Raw genomic sequence first — 17,693 nt, forward strand, 5'->3', positions numbered from 1 at the left:
TTGTTTAACGTATTGTAAAAAAACCGTTAGCTGGAGTTCTGAAGACCTCCCGGAGTCGAAAACAGCGGTGCGTCAGGAACAGCAGAGTGATGAAAAATTTTACAGAGTGAACATATCCTTGCCAGGCAGATCGTGGAAAACCGGAACAAACTCCTGCAAAGCGACATAACCCCCGTTTTGTAGAACCCATCTTACAACCGGAAAAAATTTTTTTCAAGCCTGATGGCTTCGTAAAAAGCCCAATCTCTGCGTTGCGCTGCACCCCTCGTCACTGCGACGTACGACAAGTACGCCTCATTCCTCGGGATTTGCGACGCCTTGATCTTGACCTTTTTACTTTGCCATTCCAAATAGCCTTTTTACGGGAACATCAAGCTTGCTAGGCCTGTAAAAGTCGCCATACCCGCAGCCATTCGGAAGCCCCCCAGGCCTGGGCGTCGCATCCCCGATGGGTGTGGGGCCAGTCGCCGTCGACAATTTCCGGAAAGTGGCCCACGCATCCGGCGCGCAGCAGTTCCAGGCTGCCGCTCATCAGTGCCCGGGCTGTTTTCTTTCCCGGCTGCCCGTACACCATGGCCCAAGCCTCGCAGTAGGCGGGAAAGGGCCAGGTCCAGGCCGTGCCGTTGTGGTAGGCGGGCTTGCGGCGGGTGTCTTCGTCGCCGGTGTAATGGCCCTGGTAGGGGTAAAAAGGATCGTTGAGCCGTCTTCCGTGGTGAACAACTTCCAGGGGCCGGGCCACCGGCGCGTCGGTCAGGCTGCGAATGGCGCCGGGCACCAGCAGCACCTGGCAGGCATCCAGAATGGAGGCGGCAAGGGCCGTGTCCGAAACCGCTCCCAGGGTAATGGCAAAAAGCTGGTTGGGCCGAAGGGCATCGTCGGGCGCGGCGGTTTCCGGGGGTTCACCGGTCCGGGCGTGAAGACAGTCGGCAAGATACCCCTGAGGCAGCACAAACTTTTGAGTGATGGCCTCTTTTACCCGGCCTGCCAGGTCTTTCCAGTTGTTGCGGCCCGACGGGTCGATGGCGGCCAGAAAGGCCAGGGCCGCGTGCCACAGGGCCTGAATTTCAATGCAGTATCCCTGCCGGGGGGTGGCGGCCGGAAAATCGGTGTCCATCCAGGTAAAATGGGCCGGGCTGTAAACAAGGCCGGAGGCCGGATCCACGCGAATGCCGTTGGGGGTGCCGCTGACATAGGCCTCGCCGATGGAGACCAGCACCTCGGCCAGGGTCCGGTCCCCGCAGGGTTCGGACAGAACGTTTTTGTCCGGATGGCGGTGGACCAGGTCGGCGCAGGCCGTGATAAACCACAGGGGCGCGTCCGACGTGTCCCGGTTGCCGGCATTGTCGCCGGCGATCATGTTGGGCAGGGTGCCGCGCTCTTCAAACCGGCCGAACTGCTTTAGTACGGCCAGGGCCTCAGGGATCATGTCCGCGGCAATCAGCCCCCGGGTAAAGATCAGCGAGTCCCGGCCCCAGTCCAGAAACCAGGGATACCCGGCGATAACCGACAGAAAAGGCGTGCGGTGCACCACGTAGGCATCAAGGGCGGTTCGCGCCAGTGTTTCCGCGGCAACCCCGGACGCGGCGGGTTCATGGGCCGGCAAGGCAGGCGTATCGGCCGTCTCTTTGGCCGCTGTTTCCGCGGATGCGGTCAGGTGGGCGCTTTGTCCGCCCTCAAGAGGGACAAAGATATAACCCGGGCTGAACAGGTCAGACGACGGGTCCATGCCCCGGTCGGCCTCCAGGGGCCGGTGTACCATGTAGTACCACTCGGGCTCGGGCACAAAGGTACCGCCCGCAACCGTCAGGGTCAGGCGCCGTTCCGGGGCCGGGGCAAAGACAAATCCGTCGGCCAGGGCCGTGACGGCCGCCGGCCATGCATGCTCCGGCCCGGCAAAGGCCTTGGTGGTTTGGTGAAAGTTCCGGTCCTCGATGTCGGGCCGCAGGATCAGGCGAATCGGTGACGGGTCGGCCAGCTTTTCCGGGTGGTCGCCGGCGGGCCGGCGGTCAAAGGTGATGTCGGTCCGGTTTTCACCCGGCACCATGGCAACGGTGATCATCAGGTCAATGTTCTGTCCCTGGCCGGTGGGCACCTTGAAAGTCCAGACCCCCCGGTTGTTCTGATACGCAAACGTGTCCAGGCAGTCAAAGCAGATTTTCTGGGAGTAGCCCTGGAACACGACCCAGGCCCGGCAACGGGTAAACAGGATGCGCCGGTCTTCGGGAAAATCGGGACTCAGGTTGGCCCCCAGCAGGGCGTCGTATTTGCTGGCCAGCCTTCCCCACCACGCGTGGGCCCGGCACATACCGCCCCGGCCGTTGGTGGACAGCAGCAGGTGGTTGCCGCCGGCCAGGTCGGTGCGGGTGAAAGTTGTTGAAACCACGGGATCAGGCGTGTCGCGCAGAAAAAGCAGGTGCCCTTCGGCATGGCGGTTTTCCTGTTTTTCATACACCACCAGGTGGATCGTCCGCCGGGCCGGTGCCGCGGGTTCCGGCCACGGCGCAAACAGGGCAAAAAAGGTGCCGTCCGCCGCCGGCAGGCTCTCTTCGCGTCCAACGGTTTTTCGGCCGGCCGGCCCGGTTTCCGACACCGTGGCACAAAAGGGGGCCGGGGCCGAAACCAGCAGGAAATGGCCGGGCGGCACCATGACCTCCCGCCGGGTGTCAACAGGCCACTGCCAGCGCACCACCCGGGGTTCATCGCTTTGCGGGTTCAGAAGGCGGCAGCAGGCCGCCGGGTCTTTGGCCAGTTGCCGGCCCAGGCCGGCCAGGTCAAGGTCGGCCACGTTTACCGTGTTGTGGTAATGGCAGAAGATATCCAGGACCTTGGCCCGCAGCCGCTGGTCCAGAATTCTCGACGGAATAAAAGAGAGGTCGTCCGGTTGCTGCAGCAGTTGCAGGTCGTTGCCGTCGGTGGTCAGGCACACCACCTGCCCCGGCACCAGTTCGCAGGTATGCCGGGAGCCTTCCACGGCCACCGCAAAAGGGGCTTGGGTTAAAAGGTCGATGTAATCGGGGCCGGTAAAGTCCGGTGGCGCGGTCCATTCGCAGGGTGTGGGGTGCCGGTCGTCCAGGTTGGCCGCCACTATCAGGGCCTTGCCCGACGGCACGTGGCGGCGCAGCAGGACCAGGTGGTTGCCCGGCCCCTGGCCGATCAGGTGCATCTCCACCTTTTCAAAAAAGGCCGGATGGGTGCGCAGCAAAAGGTTGAGCCGCCGGATACGGTCGGCCTGGTTTTCCGGGTTGCCCCAGTTCAGGGAGCAGGCGTCATGGACATTGATTTTGACCGTGGCCAGCCACTCCACGCCGTTGGCAAAACCAAAACCCCCGTGGTGCGAGGCCAGGGCGCACAGGGCCGTGCGCATTTTCGCCCACACGGAGGACCGGGCCGCCAGGCGGTTGTTGTCGTGGGTCTCGGCAAAGTGAACGGCCAGGCCGTCGGTCCGGGAGATGTCGATGGTTTCCGGCAGGTAGTGTTCGATCTGTGCCCGGTCGTAGTTCTGGAACAACTCCGAGTAGGCCCAGTTGAAATCGGCCCGGTTGAGCAGGTCCCGGGTCACCGATATCTTGCCGCCCAGTCCTTCTAAAAAAAAGATCGTGTCCGGGTACTGGTCCCGCACCGCGGCAATGATATAGGTCCAGGCCGGTACCGGGATCATGTATCCGGCGTCGCACCGGAACCCGTCCACACCCCGGCGGCACCATGCCAGAAACAGATCGGCCACATACTGCCACAACTCTTTTTTTGAATAGTCCAGGCTGGTCAGGTCACTCCAGGTGACGCCCCAGGCCCCGGGCACCTGGATTTCGCCGTCATGGTCCCGCTTGAGCCATTCGGGGTGGGTCTCGTGCAGGGTGGCGGCCCATCCGGTGTGATTGACCGCGATGTCAAGGATCAGCTTCGCGTGGCGGGCGTGTATGGCGTCCACCAGTTCGGCGAACTGCTCCAGGGGCGTGGCCTTTGGGTCAAACACGGCCAGAGCCGGGTCCACCCCGGTAAAGCTCAAGGCCGCGTAGGGGCTGCCGAACCGGCCCATGCGGCCGTAGGTGGTGGGCGTGGGGTGAATGGGCAGCAGGTGAATCACCCGGCACCCCAGCACGCCGGTGATAAAATCCAGATGGCTGATCAGGTCCCGGAAGGTGCCGGATTTGGGAATCACGGTATAGTCTTTTTTGTCCAGCAGTTCGACGCAGGCCGCGTCGTGCGCGTCCGGCTGCCCGGCCCCGCTCTTGTTGGGGCCGAACTGGCGCACAAAGGCGTTGTAGATGATGTTGGCACAGCAGGTGTCGGCCGGCCCCACGTTGATCTCCGTGTCAGGGCCTTCCGGCCATACCGGAATCGTCTCCCCGGCGGCCATGAAAAAGCACTTGGCCTCAAAATGGCCCACCTCGGCCAGGGGCAGCGTGATGGAAAACCGGGTGCCGGTCTCCCTGGTCATGGGAACATCAAACCACTCTTTGCCAAGGGGGGGGATATCGGCTTCCACCGCGTCGATCACGGCCCGCCGCACCATGGCGCCGTGGCCGATGTCGGTGCGGATCCATGCGCCACCCTCGGCCGGTTCAGACAGCTCCAGCACAAAGGTCACGGTATCGCCCCGGAACCGCAGCATGCGGGAGCCGGGAGCCGGCTGCTGAGAAAGGTGGAGTGTGTCGGTCATGGCGGAGCCGGTGCCTTTCATGTGGAAAACGGGGACGTCCTTAAATAATTCAATAACTCATTCTGTAAGCTGAAAATCATTCTCCGGATATTCGGGTGGCATGATACTCATCCCTCTCTCCTTGTATTTGGCGGTCTCCCCTTATTTAAGCCATGGCCGCACTATAGCGACGGCAACGCCCTGATGTCAAGAAGAAGGGGGCTTGCCTGTTTGTCCGTCACTCTTCGATTTCGGTTCCGATCCCGATAGCGATTTCGATGAGGTAGCGGAAGCCTTCAGGCTTCCATAGAAAGATCGGTGGTCAGTGTCCTCTGCCGTATGGCGACCTGAAGGTCGCCGCTACATTTGATAAACTGCCGGGTGCCACGGGCGAACCGAAGGTTGCCCGTGAGGTGCCGGACATGAACGAAACACGGGCAAGCTGGCGCTTGGCCCGTGGCACCCATCAAAAGTCGGTGGTTTAAAGGCGGACCGGACGCCATTGATGGTTTTATCGCCCGTTGCGGCGCAGCCGAGCGCGGGTGGGTTTTCCGGAAAAAGCGGGCAGGCTGTTTGAGCACCGCCGCAGGTGGGCGAGTTCCTGCCCGCGCCGGAAAACCTGCTTGCGCGAGGGCAGTCACGCCTGCGGCGTGATTCTTTTGGTACTTTTCTTGCCGCCAAGAAAAGTACGGCGCCTTATTTCAGGCTTCTGATAAAGGTCTTGGCTTCTCCCTCGCTGTCGAATCGCCGTTTTTCAACCACCCCGTCCCGGTTAACGGCAACCGTAGCGGAAACGACCTCCCCCTCTTTGTTTCGTTCCTTGAACAGTTTGACACCGGCCTCTTTGAATCGGACGGCGATTCCATCCGGTTCGGTACGGATAATGACGGCATTCATTCTGATATAGCCCTGTATGGCCTGAAACGGATAATTCATTACCAGGTTTTGACCAACGGAAAAGCGCTTTTTGGTTTCAATAAACGCACCCCCCACACTGATGTCTTTGATAACGCCCAAATACGCCTGATTTGCAAGAACAAACTCCACACGCACGAGCCCGGGTACGCGTGTGTGCTCTCTTTTTTCTTTGGCATCATCCGGATTTTTATAAATATTTTCAATAGTGTGTCGAAGGGCCTCAACCTGCCCGGCCGTATTGACGATCTCTTTTTCCATCTTTATTCTTCGGCGGGCATACAACAGGACAAGACAGGAAAGTACAACAGATATCAGTACCGCCACAGACCCAATTAAAACACTCAGCCCGCTATACCGGCCAATGCTGTCCGCACTGTTTATGGCCGGTTCTGCCGACGTTTTCGTGTCCGTTTGCAGTGTCTTAACAACTGATAAAATTTCCTGAAGGGATTGTTGAACAAGCGGGTCTTCTTCTTCTGCTTCCAGAGCGCTTTTGGCCGCTACCCCTGGCGTTGGCCCTGTGGCGATTGAGCGTTCCAATGGGAATGCCGTTTCGGGCGCTGCATTTTCAGTAATTTTTACATACTTTTTGTACGCCCATCCTTTGTATCCATACCTCTCTTTTTCGTAAACAACCTGGTACCAGTCGTTTGTTTCCTGCGTTATGATAACTTTTTGACCGGCTGCCAGGGTCTCCATCCATTGTCCGTTCAATCCCGGAGATCTTCTCAGCTTGACCTCGGTCGTCACCTCACCCATTTGGACATCACCGGCATGCGCGATTCCCATACAAAGACCAATGCACAATAAAAAAGGTAAAAATGAAATACCTGCTCGTTTGTCAGTCATTCTGGAGTCCTCAGGTTTTTGGGACAGGAAGGATGCATATCCCCCTCCCCTGTAATCGGTGTTTCCCCTTTCATACGCCATGCCGCAACTATAGCGGCGGGAACGCCTTGATGTCAAGAAGAAGGCGCTTGCCTGTTTGACCGTGGGTCTTCGATTTCGATCCCGACAGCGATTTTGATGGGCAGTGCGGGGACGAGCACGAGCACGAGCAGGAGTACGGTTGCGGGTGTTAGCCCGGCGGATGGGCCGGCCTTTGGAACCAGGGCGGCTCGGGCCGTTTGGTCCACCGGGCAAAGCGGGATTTTTCGCCGTTGTAAAAGGCCCGGTAGGCCCGCACCGGGTTGTTGGCAAACCGGTAGGTTTCGGGCATGGCCTGGACAAAGGGGGTCAGGCCCCGGCGACGGTAGGTCATTCCCTCCAGCGCGTGGATCACCAGGGCCGAGGCATGGTCCTTTTCTTTTTCAAACCGGAAGCGGAATTCGTTGTTAAGTTCCAGGGCCATGGATTTTAACCACAGAAAATTATCAAAGGATGCGTCCACCCACAAAACACAGGGGTGGTTGTGGTGGGTGGGCCGGTAGGGGGTTTTATATCCGCGCTTGCTCAGGCTGGTGCAGAGCATCTGGGCGCTTTCCAGGATCATCTTGACCACATGCTGGTCGCAGTGGTACCGGGCGCATTTTTTCACGTTCCGGTCCAGCACAAAGATGTTCATGTCGCTGCTCCGGCAGCGGCCAAGTCGGTCGCCTCAATGAACCGGGCCATGGTCTTCCGGGCTTCGGCGGCCTGGGGAATAAAAGGGGCCGCCATCCAGACATGAAACATGTCCGGCCACTCTTCATAAAAGATTTTCACTCCGGCGGCCTCGGCTTTTTTCTTGAGTTCCCGGCAGTCAGGCGCAAGGATTTCGGCGGTGCCGCAAAGCAGCAGGGTCGGCGGCAGCCCGTCAAAATCGCCGTGAATAGGGGAGAGCAGCGGATCTGTGGGGTCATGACCGGCGGCATAGGCGGAGCTGATGGGAATCAGTGCCCCGGTGGCCAGAAAGGGGTCGTTCTTTACAGCCGCGATTTTTGGGTTGGAAAGAGTGATGTCCAGCCAGGGCGAAAGCAGCACCAGCCGGGAGGGCGGGGGCAGGTTTTCGTCTTTTATCTTCAGGGCCGTTGCCAGGGCAAGGCCTCCGCCGGCCGAATCGCCCAGAAGGCAGATGTCGGCGTACCGGTTTTGAAAATAACGATACGCTGTCATGGCATCATTGATGGACCCGGGAAAGGGGTGTTCCGGGGCCAGGCCGTAACGGACCACGGCAACGGTTATGCCGGTATCCCGGGCCAGTTCGGCCAGCATGGGCCAGTGAAACCGGTTGGGCCCGCAGACGTAGGCCCCGCCGTGAAGGTAGAAGATCAGACGGTCTTTGTGCGTCAACCGATTGGGTGTGATCATCGTGCAGGCCACGCCATCGCCGGCGGAGATCTCTTTCAGCAAGCATCCTTTTACCTGACGGGGAGACGGGTGTTTTTTGTCCCGCAGCCGCAGCCAGGCAATGTTCCATGCCGGAGAGCGGTCCGTGGCAAAGGCAAAGGCGGGCCGGAAAAAGAGAAACAGAAACAGTTTGATGACAGCCAGGGGCACCCGGGAGAAAAAAGGGTCGCGGGGACGGGTGCCGGTATTCATGAGGTGGCCCCCGGTTTTGGCCGGTCCCCCAGGGGACAGGCGTAGACCATCATGCCCTTGAGTTGCGCAATATTATCGGGGTTGCCCAGTACAAAGAGCACGTCGTTCTCCTGCAACACCGTGTCAGCGCCGGGGTTGGCCAGAATCTGGCCATTTTTTGAAATGGCGACAATGGAGACGCTAAAACAGCGGCGCAGGTCGGCCTGGCCGATGGACATGCTCACCAACGGCGAGTCGGCCTTGAGTCGGAGGGACTGGATTTTTACGTCGTGCAGGTTGAGCCGAAGATCCGACACGGAGATCGATGTCTTGGAGATCTGGCGGAACATTTCATACCCGTCGGCCCGGATGGCCGACACCAGCCGCTCAATATCCTCCCTGGGTACCAGGTACTTGGTCAGCACCCGGGTAAAGATCTCCACCGAGGTTTCAAACTCTTCGGGAATCACCTCGTCGGCCCCCAGTTCGTAAAGGTGCTTCATCTCCTGGATATAGCGGGAACGGACAATCAGGCAGATGCCGGTGTTGAGCCGTCTTATGGCATCAGTGATGCGCCGGGTGGCGGTGGGGTCGTTGATGGCCACCACGGCAATGCGGGCCTGGTGAATGCCGGCATGTTCCAGCACGGCCTGGTGGGTGGCGTCGCCGTAAAAGATGGGCTCGCCGTCGGCCTTGGCCGTGCGCACCGTTTCCGGGTTGGTTTCAATGATGATATAGGGAATGCCGGCTGTTCGGGCCGCCTTGGCCAGGTTGCGGCCGTTGATGCCGAACCCGATGATTACCAGGTGGTCCTTCTGTTTTACCGGCGCGTCGGTATGGCCCAGGGGGGCAAAACCGGTGACCAGGCGGCCGGGAAGGGGCAGCCGAAGGACCATGTCGGCCAGCCGGGGGGCTGCCATGATGATAAAGGGAGTGGCCGCCATGGTGAGCACGGACACGGCCAGAAAGAGCTGGTAGGCAGCCTCGTTCATCAGGCCGTATTCGACGCCGGACCGGGAGAGAATAAAGGAAAATTCCCCGATCTGGCCCAGGGCCAGGCCGGCCAGGATGCCGGTACGAAAAGGAAACCCCAGGACCACGGTCACGCCCCCGGCGATCAGGGTCTTTGCGACCAGCACCGCCAGGGTGATCAGCAGCACCCGGCCGGGCTGTTCTATCAGAAATCCCAGGTCCAGCAGCATGCCGATGGACACAAAAAAGAAGGTGGTAAACACGTCCCGAAAGGGCAGCAGGTTGCCCAGGGCCTGGTGGCTGTATTCGGACTCGGAGATGATCAGCCCGGCCAGAAAAGCGCCCAGGGCCAGGGAAAGCCCTGCCGTGGCCGTGAGCCAGGCAATGCCCAGGCAGATGACGATTACGGAGAGCAGAAACACCTCGGTGTTGCGGGTGCGGGCGATCAGGTAAAGCAGCTGGGGAACGATCCACCGGGCGCTGACGATCACCAGCACGATAATGATGCCGCCCTTGGCCAGCAGCACCAGCAGGGATGTGGTGAGGTTGCCGGCCGTGCCGGCCAGAATGGGCACCAGCAGGATCATGGGAACGATGATGATATCCTGGAAGATGAGAATGCCCAGGGACATGAGGCCGTGGGGGCTGTCGATCTGGGCCCCCTGCTGAAGCAGCTTGAGCACGATGGCCGTGCTGCTTAAGGCCACCAGGAAACCGGCGAATATTGCCTGGCCGGCGGTAAGTCCGAACTGCATGGCGACAATCGCCGTTATCGCGGAGGTGACGGCCACCTGCAGGGAACCGCCGCCCAGCACGGCCCGCTTGATCCGCAACAATCGCTCCAGGGAGAACTCCAGGCCGATGGTAAAGAGCAGCAGCACCACGCCCACTTCGGCGATCATTTCCACCTCGTGGACCGCCTTGACCAGCCCCAGGGCATGGGGCCCCACCACCACACCGGTGACCAGAAAACCCACCACCGTGGGCACCCGCAGTTTGTGGCAGATCAGCAGGACCACCACCGCCAGGCCGAAGATGATTTCCACGTCATTTAAAAAAGGTATGTCCATGGGTATGTCAAATTCCACAGTTTGAAATTATACGGTTTTGCTATTTCATCATCAGCAGGCTGGCGGCCATTACCGCCATGCCGGCCACCATTCCGAGAATGGAGTCGTGGCCCCGGCCATAGGCCCGGCTGGTGGGCAGCAGTTCGTCCACGCTGATGTAAACCATGATGCCGGCCACCCCGGCAAAGAGAATGCCCATAATCTGAGGCGGCATTCCACCCGCCGGGTTGCCGAAAAAAAAGAGCAGGCCCAGATAGCCGAGCAGGGCGCCCACGGGCTCGGCCATGCCGCTGACCAGAGACCAGGCAAAAGCCTTGGTTTTATTGCCGGTGGCGTAAAAAATCGGCACCGACACGCTGATGCCTTCGGGAATGTTGTGCAGGGCAATGGCCAAGGCAATGGCCACGCCCAGGGCCGGATCGGAAAGGGCCGCCAGAAAGGTGGCCAGCCCTTCGGGAAAGTTATGAATGCCGATGGCCAGGGCGGTAAACAGCCCCATGCGCAACAGTTTTGCCTTGCGGCCGGCGTCATCGCAGTCGGCCGCGCCGGTATCGGACAGGGTGCAGGCGTCCCGAAAGTCGGCCATTTGCGTTTCTGACGGCACCTCGTGGGGATTTTCCGCCGAAGGAATCAGGTTGTCGATGACGCCGATCAGTAGGATGCCGCCGAAAAAGGCGGCCGCGTTGATCCAGGCCCCTGGAATCTCCCCGTAAGCCCGGGCCAGGGCCGTTGCGCCTTTGGCCAGAATTTCCACAAAGGCGACATAGAGCATCACCCCGGCGGAAAAACCGGTGGCAACAGAGAGAAACCGGTAGTTCTGCTTTTTTGCAAAAAAGGCAATGGCGCTGCCGATGCCGGTGGCCATGCCGGCAAACAGGGTCAGTCCCAGGGCGATTAAAATACTGCTCATGGTGTGTCTCTCCCGGCTTTCGTCCTGCTTTCAGTAATAATCACAGGCCGGGAGAAAAGCAAGGGTTTTGAAGGGGCGTTTGCATGGTTCTCGTGGTCAATGGACAGTATGAATTTTTCCGCTGCCATGGCTGTCAGCTCTTATTGTCGGTTCTGGTGGGTTGTAAAAATTTTGTCGATCGACGTGTCATTGCGAGCGCAGCGAAGCAATCTTGAGCTCAATTTGTGTCATTGCGAGCGCAGCGAAGCAATCTTGAACAGGTGCGAATGAGATTGCTTCGTCGCTTTCGCTCCTCGCAATGACGGGGGTGCCGGATCTCACGGGCAAGGCTTTCGGCCTTTGCCCGTGCCACCCACCAAAGAGATAAATACAGTTTTTTGCTTTACAATCCGAAGCGTGGTCGGAATTGAACATTTTCGATCCCGATCCCGATCCCGATTTGGATTATTTTACGAAAGTATCCACTGGTGGACCAGGGCCGCGATCAGCCAGACACCAAATCCGGCGGCCAGGGTGGCCGGCAGGGAGAACTGGTTTTTGAAGCAGACCAGGGCGGTGAGGAAAAAAAGCACCGTTGGGATCATGCCGAAGATCGCGCCCCGGGTAAAGGGTTGCATGACGGCCGGGTCTCCCTGGTTCTCAAGGTAAATCCAGACCAGGACCAGTGCGCCGGTAAGGGGCATCACACCGATCAGGCCGGCCATTGAGGGGAGTTTTTTGCCCACACCCGTGGCAATCAGAATGACGGCCAGGCTGATGATGACTTTAACAAGCAGTTGCATGAGAGTATCCTCGGGTTAGCATTTTATCCCGGATCACTTTTGTTTATCCGAATTCAAATCGAAATCGGTATCGGTATCGGTATCGGTATCGACATCGAAATCCCCGTGACCCTGAACGATAGTTCATCTTTAACAGATATTATTAAAGACTCAGGTCAGGGGCCGGGCAGCTTTCCCTTGAAAAGAAAAAACACGGCCCCCATCAGGCAGAGTCCGGCCCACAGGTAATCCATGGAGAGTTTTTCCTTCAGGTAAAGCAGGGAAAAGGGCACAAACACCGTCAGGGTGATCACCTCCTGGAGGATCTTGAGCTGGCCCACGGACATGGAGGCATGGCCGATGCGGTTGGCCGGCACCTGGAGCATGTACTCGAACAGGGCGATGCCCCAGCTGATCATGGCCGCGATGATCCATGGTTTGTGGGAAAGGTTTTTCAGGTGTCCATACCACGCGAATGTCATGAACACGTTGCTGCAGCAAAGCAGCAGGATGGTTGCGACAAAGTGGTTCATATGCCTCCGGCAGCAGAAACGCATGATGAATAAAAACCGACTCACGCGGGAGCGGCGGAGAGCTATTGTAGCGCTTTTTGCAAACAGTGCAACAAAATCCGCAAAGGCGTGTTTTTTAAGGCGGGATGACCGGGGCGGATCAACAGGGGCGGTTGGCCCGAAATGTTCAGGGTCAGGTCTGGTCCTTTAAGTCAGCGTCAAGTCCCATGGCCTTGGCGCGTTTTACCCAGCGGCTGCGGGCCAGTGCCCGCATGTCCACCACGTCGTCGGTTTCATCCACGATCTCCATGCCCATGAGGGTCTCGATCAGGTCTTCCAGGGTCACCAGACCGTCTGTGCCGCCGTGTTCATTGACAACAATGGCGATGTGCTGCCGCTCCTTGAGCAGGCGTTCCAGCAAAGCGGCCAGGGACAAAGACTCCGGAACAACCACGATTTTACGTTTCAGGGCCTTGAGCCGCTCACTGCTCCGTTTTTGAGCGGCAAAGATCAGCACGTCGTCCTTGAGCACAAAACCGGTGATGTCGTCAATGTGGCTTCTGTAGAGGGGCAGGCGGGAGAAGGGCGTTCGGGTAATCTGCTGCAATGCGTCATTGATCGTCATGGTTTCGGAAAGGGCCGAGATCACGGAGCGGGGGGTCATGATATCGGTGACCTTCAGGGATTCGAACCGGAACAGGTTCTGAATGATTTTGGACTCCTTGCCGCGAATCTGGCCGGCCGCGGCCCCGGCCCGGGCCATGGCGATCAGTTCGTCCTTGTTAAAAACCGGCAGGGCTTTTCCATGGGCGATAAATTTTGTCATTTTTTCCGAGAGCCATACGATGGGGTACAGGATCGTAATAAGGGTCTTGACGAACAGCGCGGTGGGGCCTGTCAGTTTTGTCCAGTAGACGGCGCCGATGGTTTTGGGCACAATCTCGGAGAGAAAAAGGATTGCCAGGGTCATGGCGGCTGAAAAGAGGCCGAACCATGTGCTGCCGAACAGAATGGTCGCCTGGGCGCCGGCGCCGATGGCGCCTACGGTATGGGCAATGGTGTTGAGGGTCAGGATGGCCGAAAGGGACCGGTCAACGTTGTCCTGTTTCAGACGTTTTAACCGGGCCGCCAGAACTGGCTGCCTGTCTTTCAGCCCCTCTATGTAGGAGGGGGTGATGCTCAGCAGCACCGCCTCGGCCACGGAGCAGAGAAAAGAGAACCCCAGGGCCATCACCACATAGACCACCAGCCAGGCAGCGGCGTCTGTTCCACCGGAACTGCCGGCAGGTGCTGTCTCTGTCACGCCGCCGCCGGCGGCAACCACCGGCAGCAGAAGGCATGCCGCGATCCATCCGGATTTTTTGACTATCGATTTCAAGGGTCGGCCGGTTTCCTGTTGATCAAGGATTTTTGTTTGTCAGTATACAGACAGCCCGCCGGTTTTGAAAGGAGATTTAAAACCTTTTGATTGTTCAGGTTTTTCTGGTATTTTGGAAAAATAGCCATTTTGATGTGCTGCCAACTTTTCGGGCAGGGAAAGGAAACGCCATGGGAAACAGAATGCGCATTGCCATCAACACCGGCGGCGGGGACGCGCCGGGACTGAACGCGGTGATTGAGGCGGTGGTGATGTCGGCCTGGTACCGCAACTGGGAGGTGTATGGCATTCGCCAGGGCTACCACGGCCTGCTGGACACAGACGATATCATTCAACTGACGCCGGACAAGGTGAGAAACATTTCCAGTGTGGGCGGCACCATCCTGGGTACCACCAACAAGGGCAACCCCTTTGAGATGCCCTTTGAAAACGGCGCCGGTGAGGTGGAAATTCGCGACGTGTCCGACCGGGTGGTGCGCAATTTTCAGCGGCTGGGGTTTGACTGCCTCATCGCCGTGGGCGGGGACGGCAGCCTGAAAATCGCCCATGATTTTTTCAAAAAAGGCATTCCCGTGATCGGCGTGCCCAAGACCATTGACAATGACATGGTCGGCACGGTGGCCACCTTTGGTTTTGACACGGCGGTGAGTATCGCCACAGAGGCCATTGACCGGCTGCACTCCACGGCCAAGTCCCACGACCGGGTCATGGTGGTGGAGGTCATGGGCCGCCATGCCGGGTGGATTGCCTTAAACAGTGGCGTTTCCGGCGGGGCCAGAGCCATTTTAATTCCGGAGATCCCGTTTGACATCGACGTGGTGTGTGAACAGATCATGAATGATGAGCTTCAGGGCACCCGGTATGCCATCGTGGTGGCGGCCGAGGGGGCCAAACCCCTGGGCGGGGAGATCGTGCACCGGGGCGATGGCGAAAAAGGCCGCCAGGACGTGCTGCTGGGCGGCATCGGCAATGTCGTGGCCGAGGCCATCAACAAAAAAACCGGCAAGGACACCCGGTCCCTGGTGCTGGGCCATCTTCAGCGGGGGGGCTCCCCCACCACCTTTGACCGGCTGCTGGCCCTGCGGTTCGGCGCGGCCGCCGTCCGGCTGGTGGAGGCAAAACAGTTCGGCCGCATGGTGGCCCTTAACCCGCCCAACATCGACGCGGTTCTTCTGGAAGATGTTGTGGGTGCTATTCGAACGGTCCCCCTGGAGAGCGACACCCTTCAGACCGCCCGGGACATCGGCATCTCTTTCGGCGAACCGGCATCGGACCAATAGCGCCAACGTATGACTGACATTCTGCTGATTCAGCCGCCGGTTCAGGATTTCTACCTGACCGCCAAGCGCACCATCCCCTACGGCCTGGCCTGTATTGCCGCGGCCCTGGAAAAGGACGGATTTTCAGTTCAAATTCTTGACGCCATGGCTGTCTCCGCCAGCCGCACCATTTCACTGCCTTCAGAGATGGGCTACCTGTCAGCGTTTTACGGGGAGCCGGACGTCTCTCCCTTCGGCCTGTTTCACGGATACAAGCATTTCGGCCTGGACATGAATGCCGTGGCAGCGGCGGCGGCCCGGTCCGGGGCCTTTCTGATCGGCATCTCCTCTCTTTTTACGCCCTACAGCGATATGGCCCTGGAAACGGCTGAAGCGGTCAGGAAAGCCTGTCCGGAAAGTTTTATCGTGGCAGGGGGCCACCATGCCACGGCCATGCCCGGCCATGTCATGGCCTGCCCGGCGGTCGACTTTGTAATCCGGGGCGAGGCCGAAATCGCCCTGCCCCTGCTGGCCGGGGTGCTGCGTGAGCACGGCCCCGGCTGTCCGGACACCCTGGCCGCCATTCCCGGAATCGTATTCCGCAGGCCCGATGCCACGCTGCACATCAGCCCGCCGGCAGTGGTGGAAAACCTGAATGCCATGCCCCTGCCCGCCCTTCACCTGGTGGACCAGGCGTTTTATACCCGCCACAAAAGAGGCAGCGCCGTGGTCACGGCCAGCCGGGGCTGTCCATTGGCGTGCAGCTACTGCGCCGTGGGCAACCAGACGGTGCCGTTCAGGAAGCGCCGTATTCCATCGGTGGCCGCCGAGATCGAACAGGCGATCACCGGTTACAACGCGGGGTTTATTGATTTTGAGGATGAAAACCTGACCATGGACCGGGCCTGGTTTATGGAACTGCTGAATGCCGTCGGCCCCCTGATCCGGGACCGGGACGTGGAACTTCGGGCCATGAACGGGCTTTTCCCGCCCTCCCTGGACGAGGCCATGGTCGCGGCCATGAAGACCGCGGGCTTTAAGACCCTGAACCTGTCGGTGGGCTCTTTTTCTTCAGACCAGCAGCGGCGCTTCAACCGGCCCGACGTGGGCCGTGCCCATGACCGGGCCGTGTCCTGGTGCGAAAAGCACGGGCTGGAGGCGGTGAGCTATATTATTGCCGGGGCTCCGGACCAGACGCCGGAGACCACAATAAACGACCTTGTTCACCTGCTGGGCCTGCCCACCCTGGCCGGGCTTTCCGTGTTCTACCCGGCACCGGGCAGCCGGGACTTTGAGTATGCCGCCGAACAGGGCCTTCTGCCGGCCCATCTTTGCCTGATGCGCTCTTCAGCCCTGCCGCTTTCCCACGCCACCACCCGCACCGAGGCCGTCACCCTGCTTCGGCTCTCCCGCATCGTCAATTTCATCAAGGCCCTGGAGAAAAACCACAGTCCCCTGCCAAAGCCGGCACCGGTGACAGACGAGTGCATGGCGGCCCGCGAAACCCGTATGGATAAAGGCGTGCTGCTGTTGGCCGGATTTTTTTACGACGCAAAGATAAGGGGCGTGACCCGGACCGGCCGGGTGTACGAACACGTTGTGTCCATTAATCTGACCCGGCGGTTTCTTGAAAAAATCGGGGAAGTGGTTCCGGCCGTGTTATCCGGAGAAGCAAAAAGTCACCCGGAAAACAGGACGGCTTTAAGAACACCGTAGAAAAGAACCAGAAATCCGCCTGTCTCTCCGATGATCAGCACCGACATAAAAACCGGCATGCCCCATGCCGGAAGCGGAAACCGGCCCAGGGAAAAGGGCGGTTTGAGTTGGTTGGCCGTGTCGCGCAGCAACCCGTGCAGCATGTAGGACCCCACGGCCACGACAAAAAAGGTCAGGGGCACAATCACCGCGAGGGTTTCAACCCTCTCCGGCAGAAGCGAAATTTCCGCGAACTTTGCCAGCAGCAGGGCAGCAAAGCTGTACATCAGGGAGGTGCGATGGGCGGTGTCCACGTAGGGATGGGCCTTGGCGTGCTCGCTGGAACGGATCTGAAGATACTTCCAGACGCCGGTGAGCAGGCCGTTTAAAAAAAAGCCGCCGGCCCCGACAATGGCGATAGTTTCCGCAATATTCATGGCCCCTCATTTTTTATGGTCGGTTTTTGGTGGGTGGTTGCGTCCGGGTCCTGTTTCGCAGTGGCCTCTGTTTCCCACCGTCGCCACCCTATGGTGATCAGGGGGGAGAACATCGGCAGCCCCCAGACAAGATACCACCACCGGAGTTCTCCGGAGGTAAAACCGTCAAATACCCATATGACCCACACCACCGACATGACAAAAAGGCCATAGGATGGCAGCATCAGTCTCCAGTAAGCGGTGGACGGAAACCGCCATGGGGCAAAAAAGAGGATAACGCCGACAGCCGCGCCGGTCAGCCCCAGGCCGGTCAGCCCTCTCCCCCACTCCCCCCGGCAGAGAAAGATAACGGCGATGACGCCCACCCAGATAAAACCGCCGATCCACCCCAGGGTCCAGCCGAGTTTTTCACCTGTTCTTTTTGTCATGGCCCCGCCTGTACTGAAACGTGAAAGTGATGGTTGATTATTGTGCGCCGCATGAAGCGTGTCAATGTTAAAATTCGGCCCATCTTCCGATTCGTGGTAATTAAAGATTTATATACTTTTCAGTGCTGTCGATGGTTTTAAAGGGGGCCAAGGGTTCAAGAATTCAAGTGGCCAGGTAAAAAACACATCCAACCAAAAAAACATTGACACCCCGG

13 protein-coding genes are annotated in these 17,693 nt (G+C 59.1%); 2 read left to right on the forward strand and 11 right to left on the reverse strand.

Going from position 1 to position 17,693, the window contains the following annotated elements:
• Positions 1–379: 379 nt before the first annotated feature.
• The 9 genes from DOLE_RS04385 to DOLE_RS04425 all read right to left on the reverse strand — a co-directional run bounded on the left by DOLE_RS04385 (position 380) and on the right by DOLE_RS04425 (position 13,659).
• Entirely contained in the window at positions 380–4,681 is a 4,302-nt protein-coding gene (locus DOLE_RS04385) for an amylo-alpha-1,6-glucosidase (RefSeq protein ID WP_012174279.1), read from the reverse strand.
• 654 nt (positions 4,682–5,335) lie between these two features.
• Complete coding sequence (locus DOLE_RS04390) at positions 5,336–6,406, reverse strand: PilZ domain-containing protein (RefSeq protein WP_012174280.1); 1,071 nt, start codon at positions 6,404–6,406, stop codon at positions 5,336–5,338.
• Between the two features lie 229 nt (positions 6,407–6,635).
• Positions 6,636–7,121: a pyrimidine dimer DNA glycosylase/endonuclease V gene (locus tag DOLE_RS04395; RefSeq protein WP_012174281.1), complete on the reverse strand. Its 486-nt coding sequence runs from the start codon at positions 7,119–7,121 to the stop codon at positions 6,636–6,638.
• Entirely contained in the window at positions 7,118–8,077 is a 960-nt protein-coding gene (locus DOLE_RS04400) for an alpha/beta hydrolase (RefSeq protein ID WP_012174282.1), read from the reverse strand. Before DOLE_RS04400 ends, DOLE_RS04395 begins: the two co-directional genes overlap by 4 nt.
• Positions 8,074–10,098: a cation:proton antiporter domain-containing protein gene (locus DOLE_RS04405; protein WP_012174283.1), complete on the reverse strand. Its 2,025-nt coding sequence runs from the start codon at positions 10,096–10,098 to the stop codon at positions 8,074–8,076. The genes DOLE_RS04400 and DOLE_RS04405 overlap by 4 nt, the downstream gene beginning before the upstream one ends.
• 40 nt (positions 10,099–10,138) lie before the next feature.
• Complete coding sequence (zupT, locus tag DOLE_RS04410) at positions 10,139–11,008, reverse strand: zinc transporter ZupT (protein ID WP_012174284.1); 870 nt, start codon at positions 11,006–11,008, stop codon at positions 10,139–10,141.
• Positions 11,009–11,457: 449 nt separating this feature from the next.
• Positions 11,458–11,790 carry a DUF3147 family protein gene (locus DOLE_RS04415; protein ID WP_012174285.1) on the reverse strand — a complete coding sequence of 111 codons (333 nt, stop codon included), beginning with the start codon at positions 11,788–11,790 and terminating at the stop codon, positions 11,458–11,460.
• A gap of 155 nt (positions 11,791–11,945) precedes the next feature.
• A complete protein-coding gene (locus DOLE_RS04420; protein ID WP_012174286.1) occupies positions 11,946–12,302 on the reverse strand; it encodes a DMT family protein in 357 nt (118 codons plus the stop codon).
• A gap of 172 nt (positions 12,303–12,474) precedes the next feature.
• Positions 12,475–13,659 carry a hemolysin family protein gene (locus DOLE_RS04425; RefSeq protein WP_012174287.1) on the reverse strand — a complete coding sequence of 395 codons (1,185 nt, stop codon included), beginning with the start codon at positions 13,657–13,659 and terminating at the stop codon, positions 12,475–12,477.
• 170 nt (positions 13,660–13,829) lie between these two features.
• Between DOLE_RS04425 and DOLE_RS04430 the strand changes: the two genes are divergently transcribed.
• Entirely contained in the window at positions 13,830–14,939 is a 1,110-nt protein-coding gene (locus DOLE_RS04430) for a 6-phosphofructokinase (RefSeq protein ID WP_041280810.1), read from the forward strand.
• A gap of 9 nt (positions 14,940–14,948) precedes the next feature.
• Positions 14,949–16,634: a B12-binding domain-containing radical SAM protein gene (locus tag DOLE_RS04435; protein ID WP_012174289.1), complete on the forward strand. Its 1,686-nt coding sequence runs from the start codon at positions 14,949–14,951 to the stop codon at positions 16,632–16,634.
• On the opposite strand, the gene DOLE_RS04440 is transcribed toward DOLE_RS04435, so the two are convergent.
• Together DOLE_RS04440 and DOLE_RS04445 are read right to left on the reverse strand one after the other, a co-directional pair.
• Entirely contained in the window at positions 16,598–17,050 is a 453-nt protein-coding gene (locus DOLE_RS04440; protein WP_012174290.1) for a hypothetical protein, read from the reverse strand. The genes DOLE_RS04435 and DOLE_RS04440 overlap by 37 nt on opposite strands.
• A complete protein-coding gene (locus DOLE_RS04445; RefSeq protein ID WP_012174291.1) occupies positions 17,047–17,478 on the reverse strand; it encodes a hypothetical protein in 432 nt (143 codons plus the stop codon). The genes DOLE_RS04440 and DOLE_RS04445 overlap by 4 nt, the downstream gene beginning before the upstream one ends.
• Between the last annotated feature and the right edge of the window lie 215 nt (positions 17,479–17,693).

The sequence above is a fragment of the Desulfosudis oleivorans Hxd3 genome (assembly GCF_000018405.1).
Classification (GTDB): domain Bacteria; phylum Desulfobacterota; class Desulfobacteria; order Desulfobacterales; family Desulfosudaceae; genus Desulfosudis; species Desulfosudis oleivorans.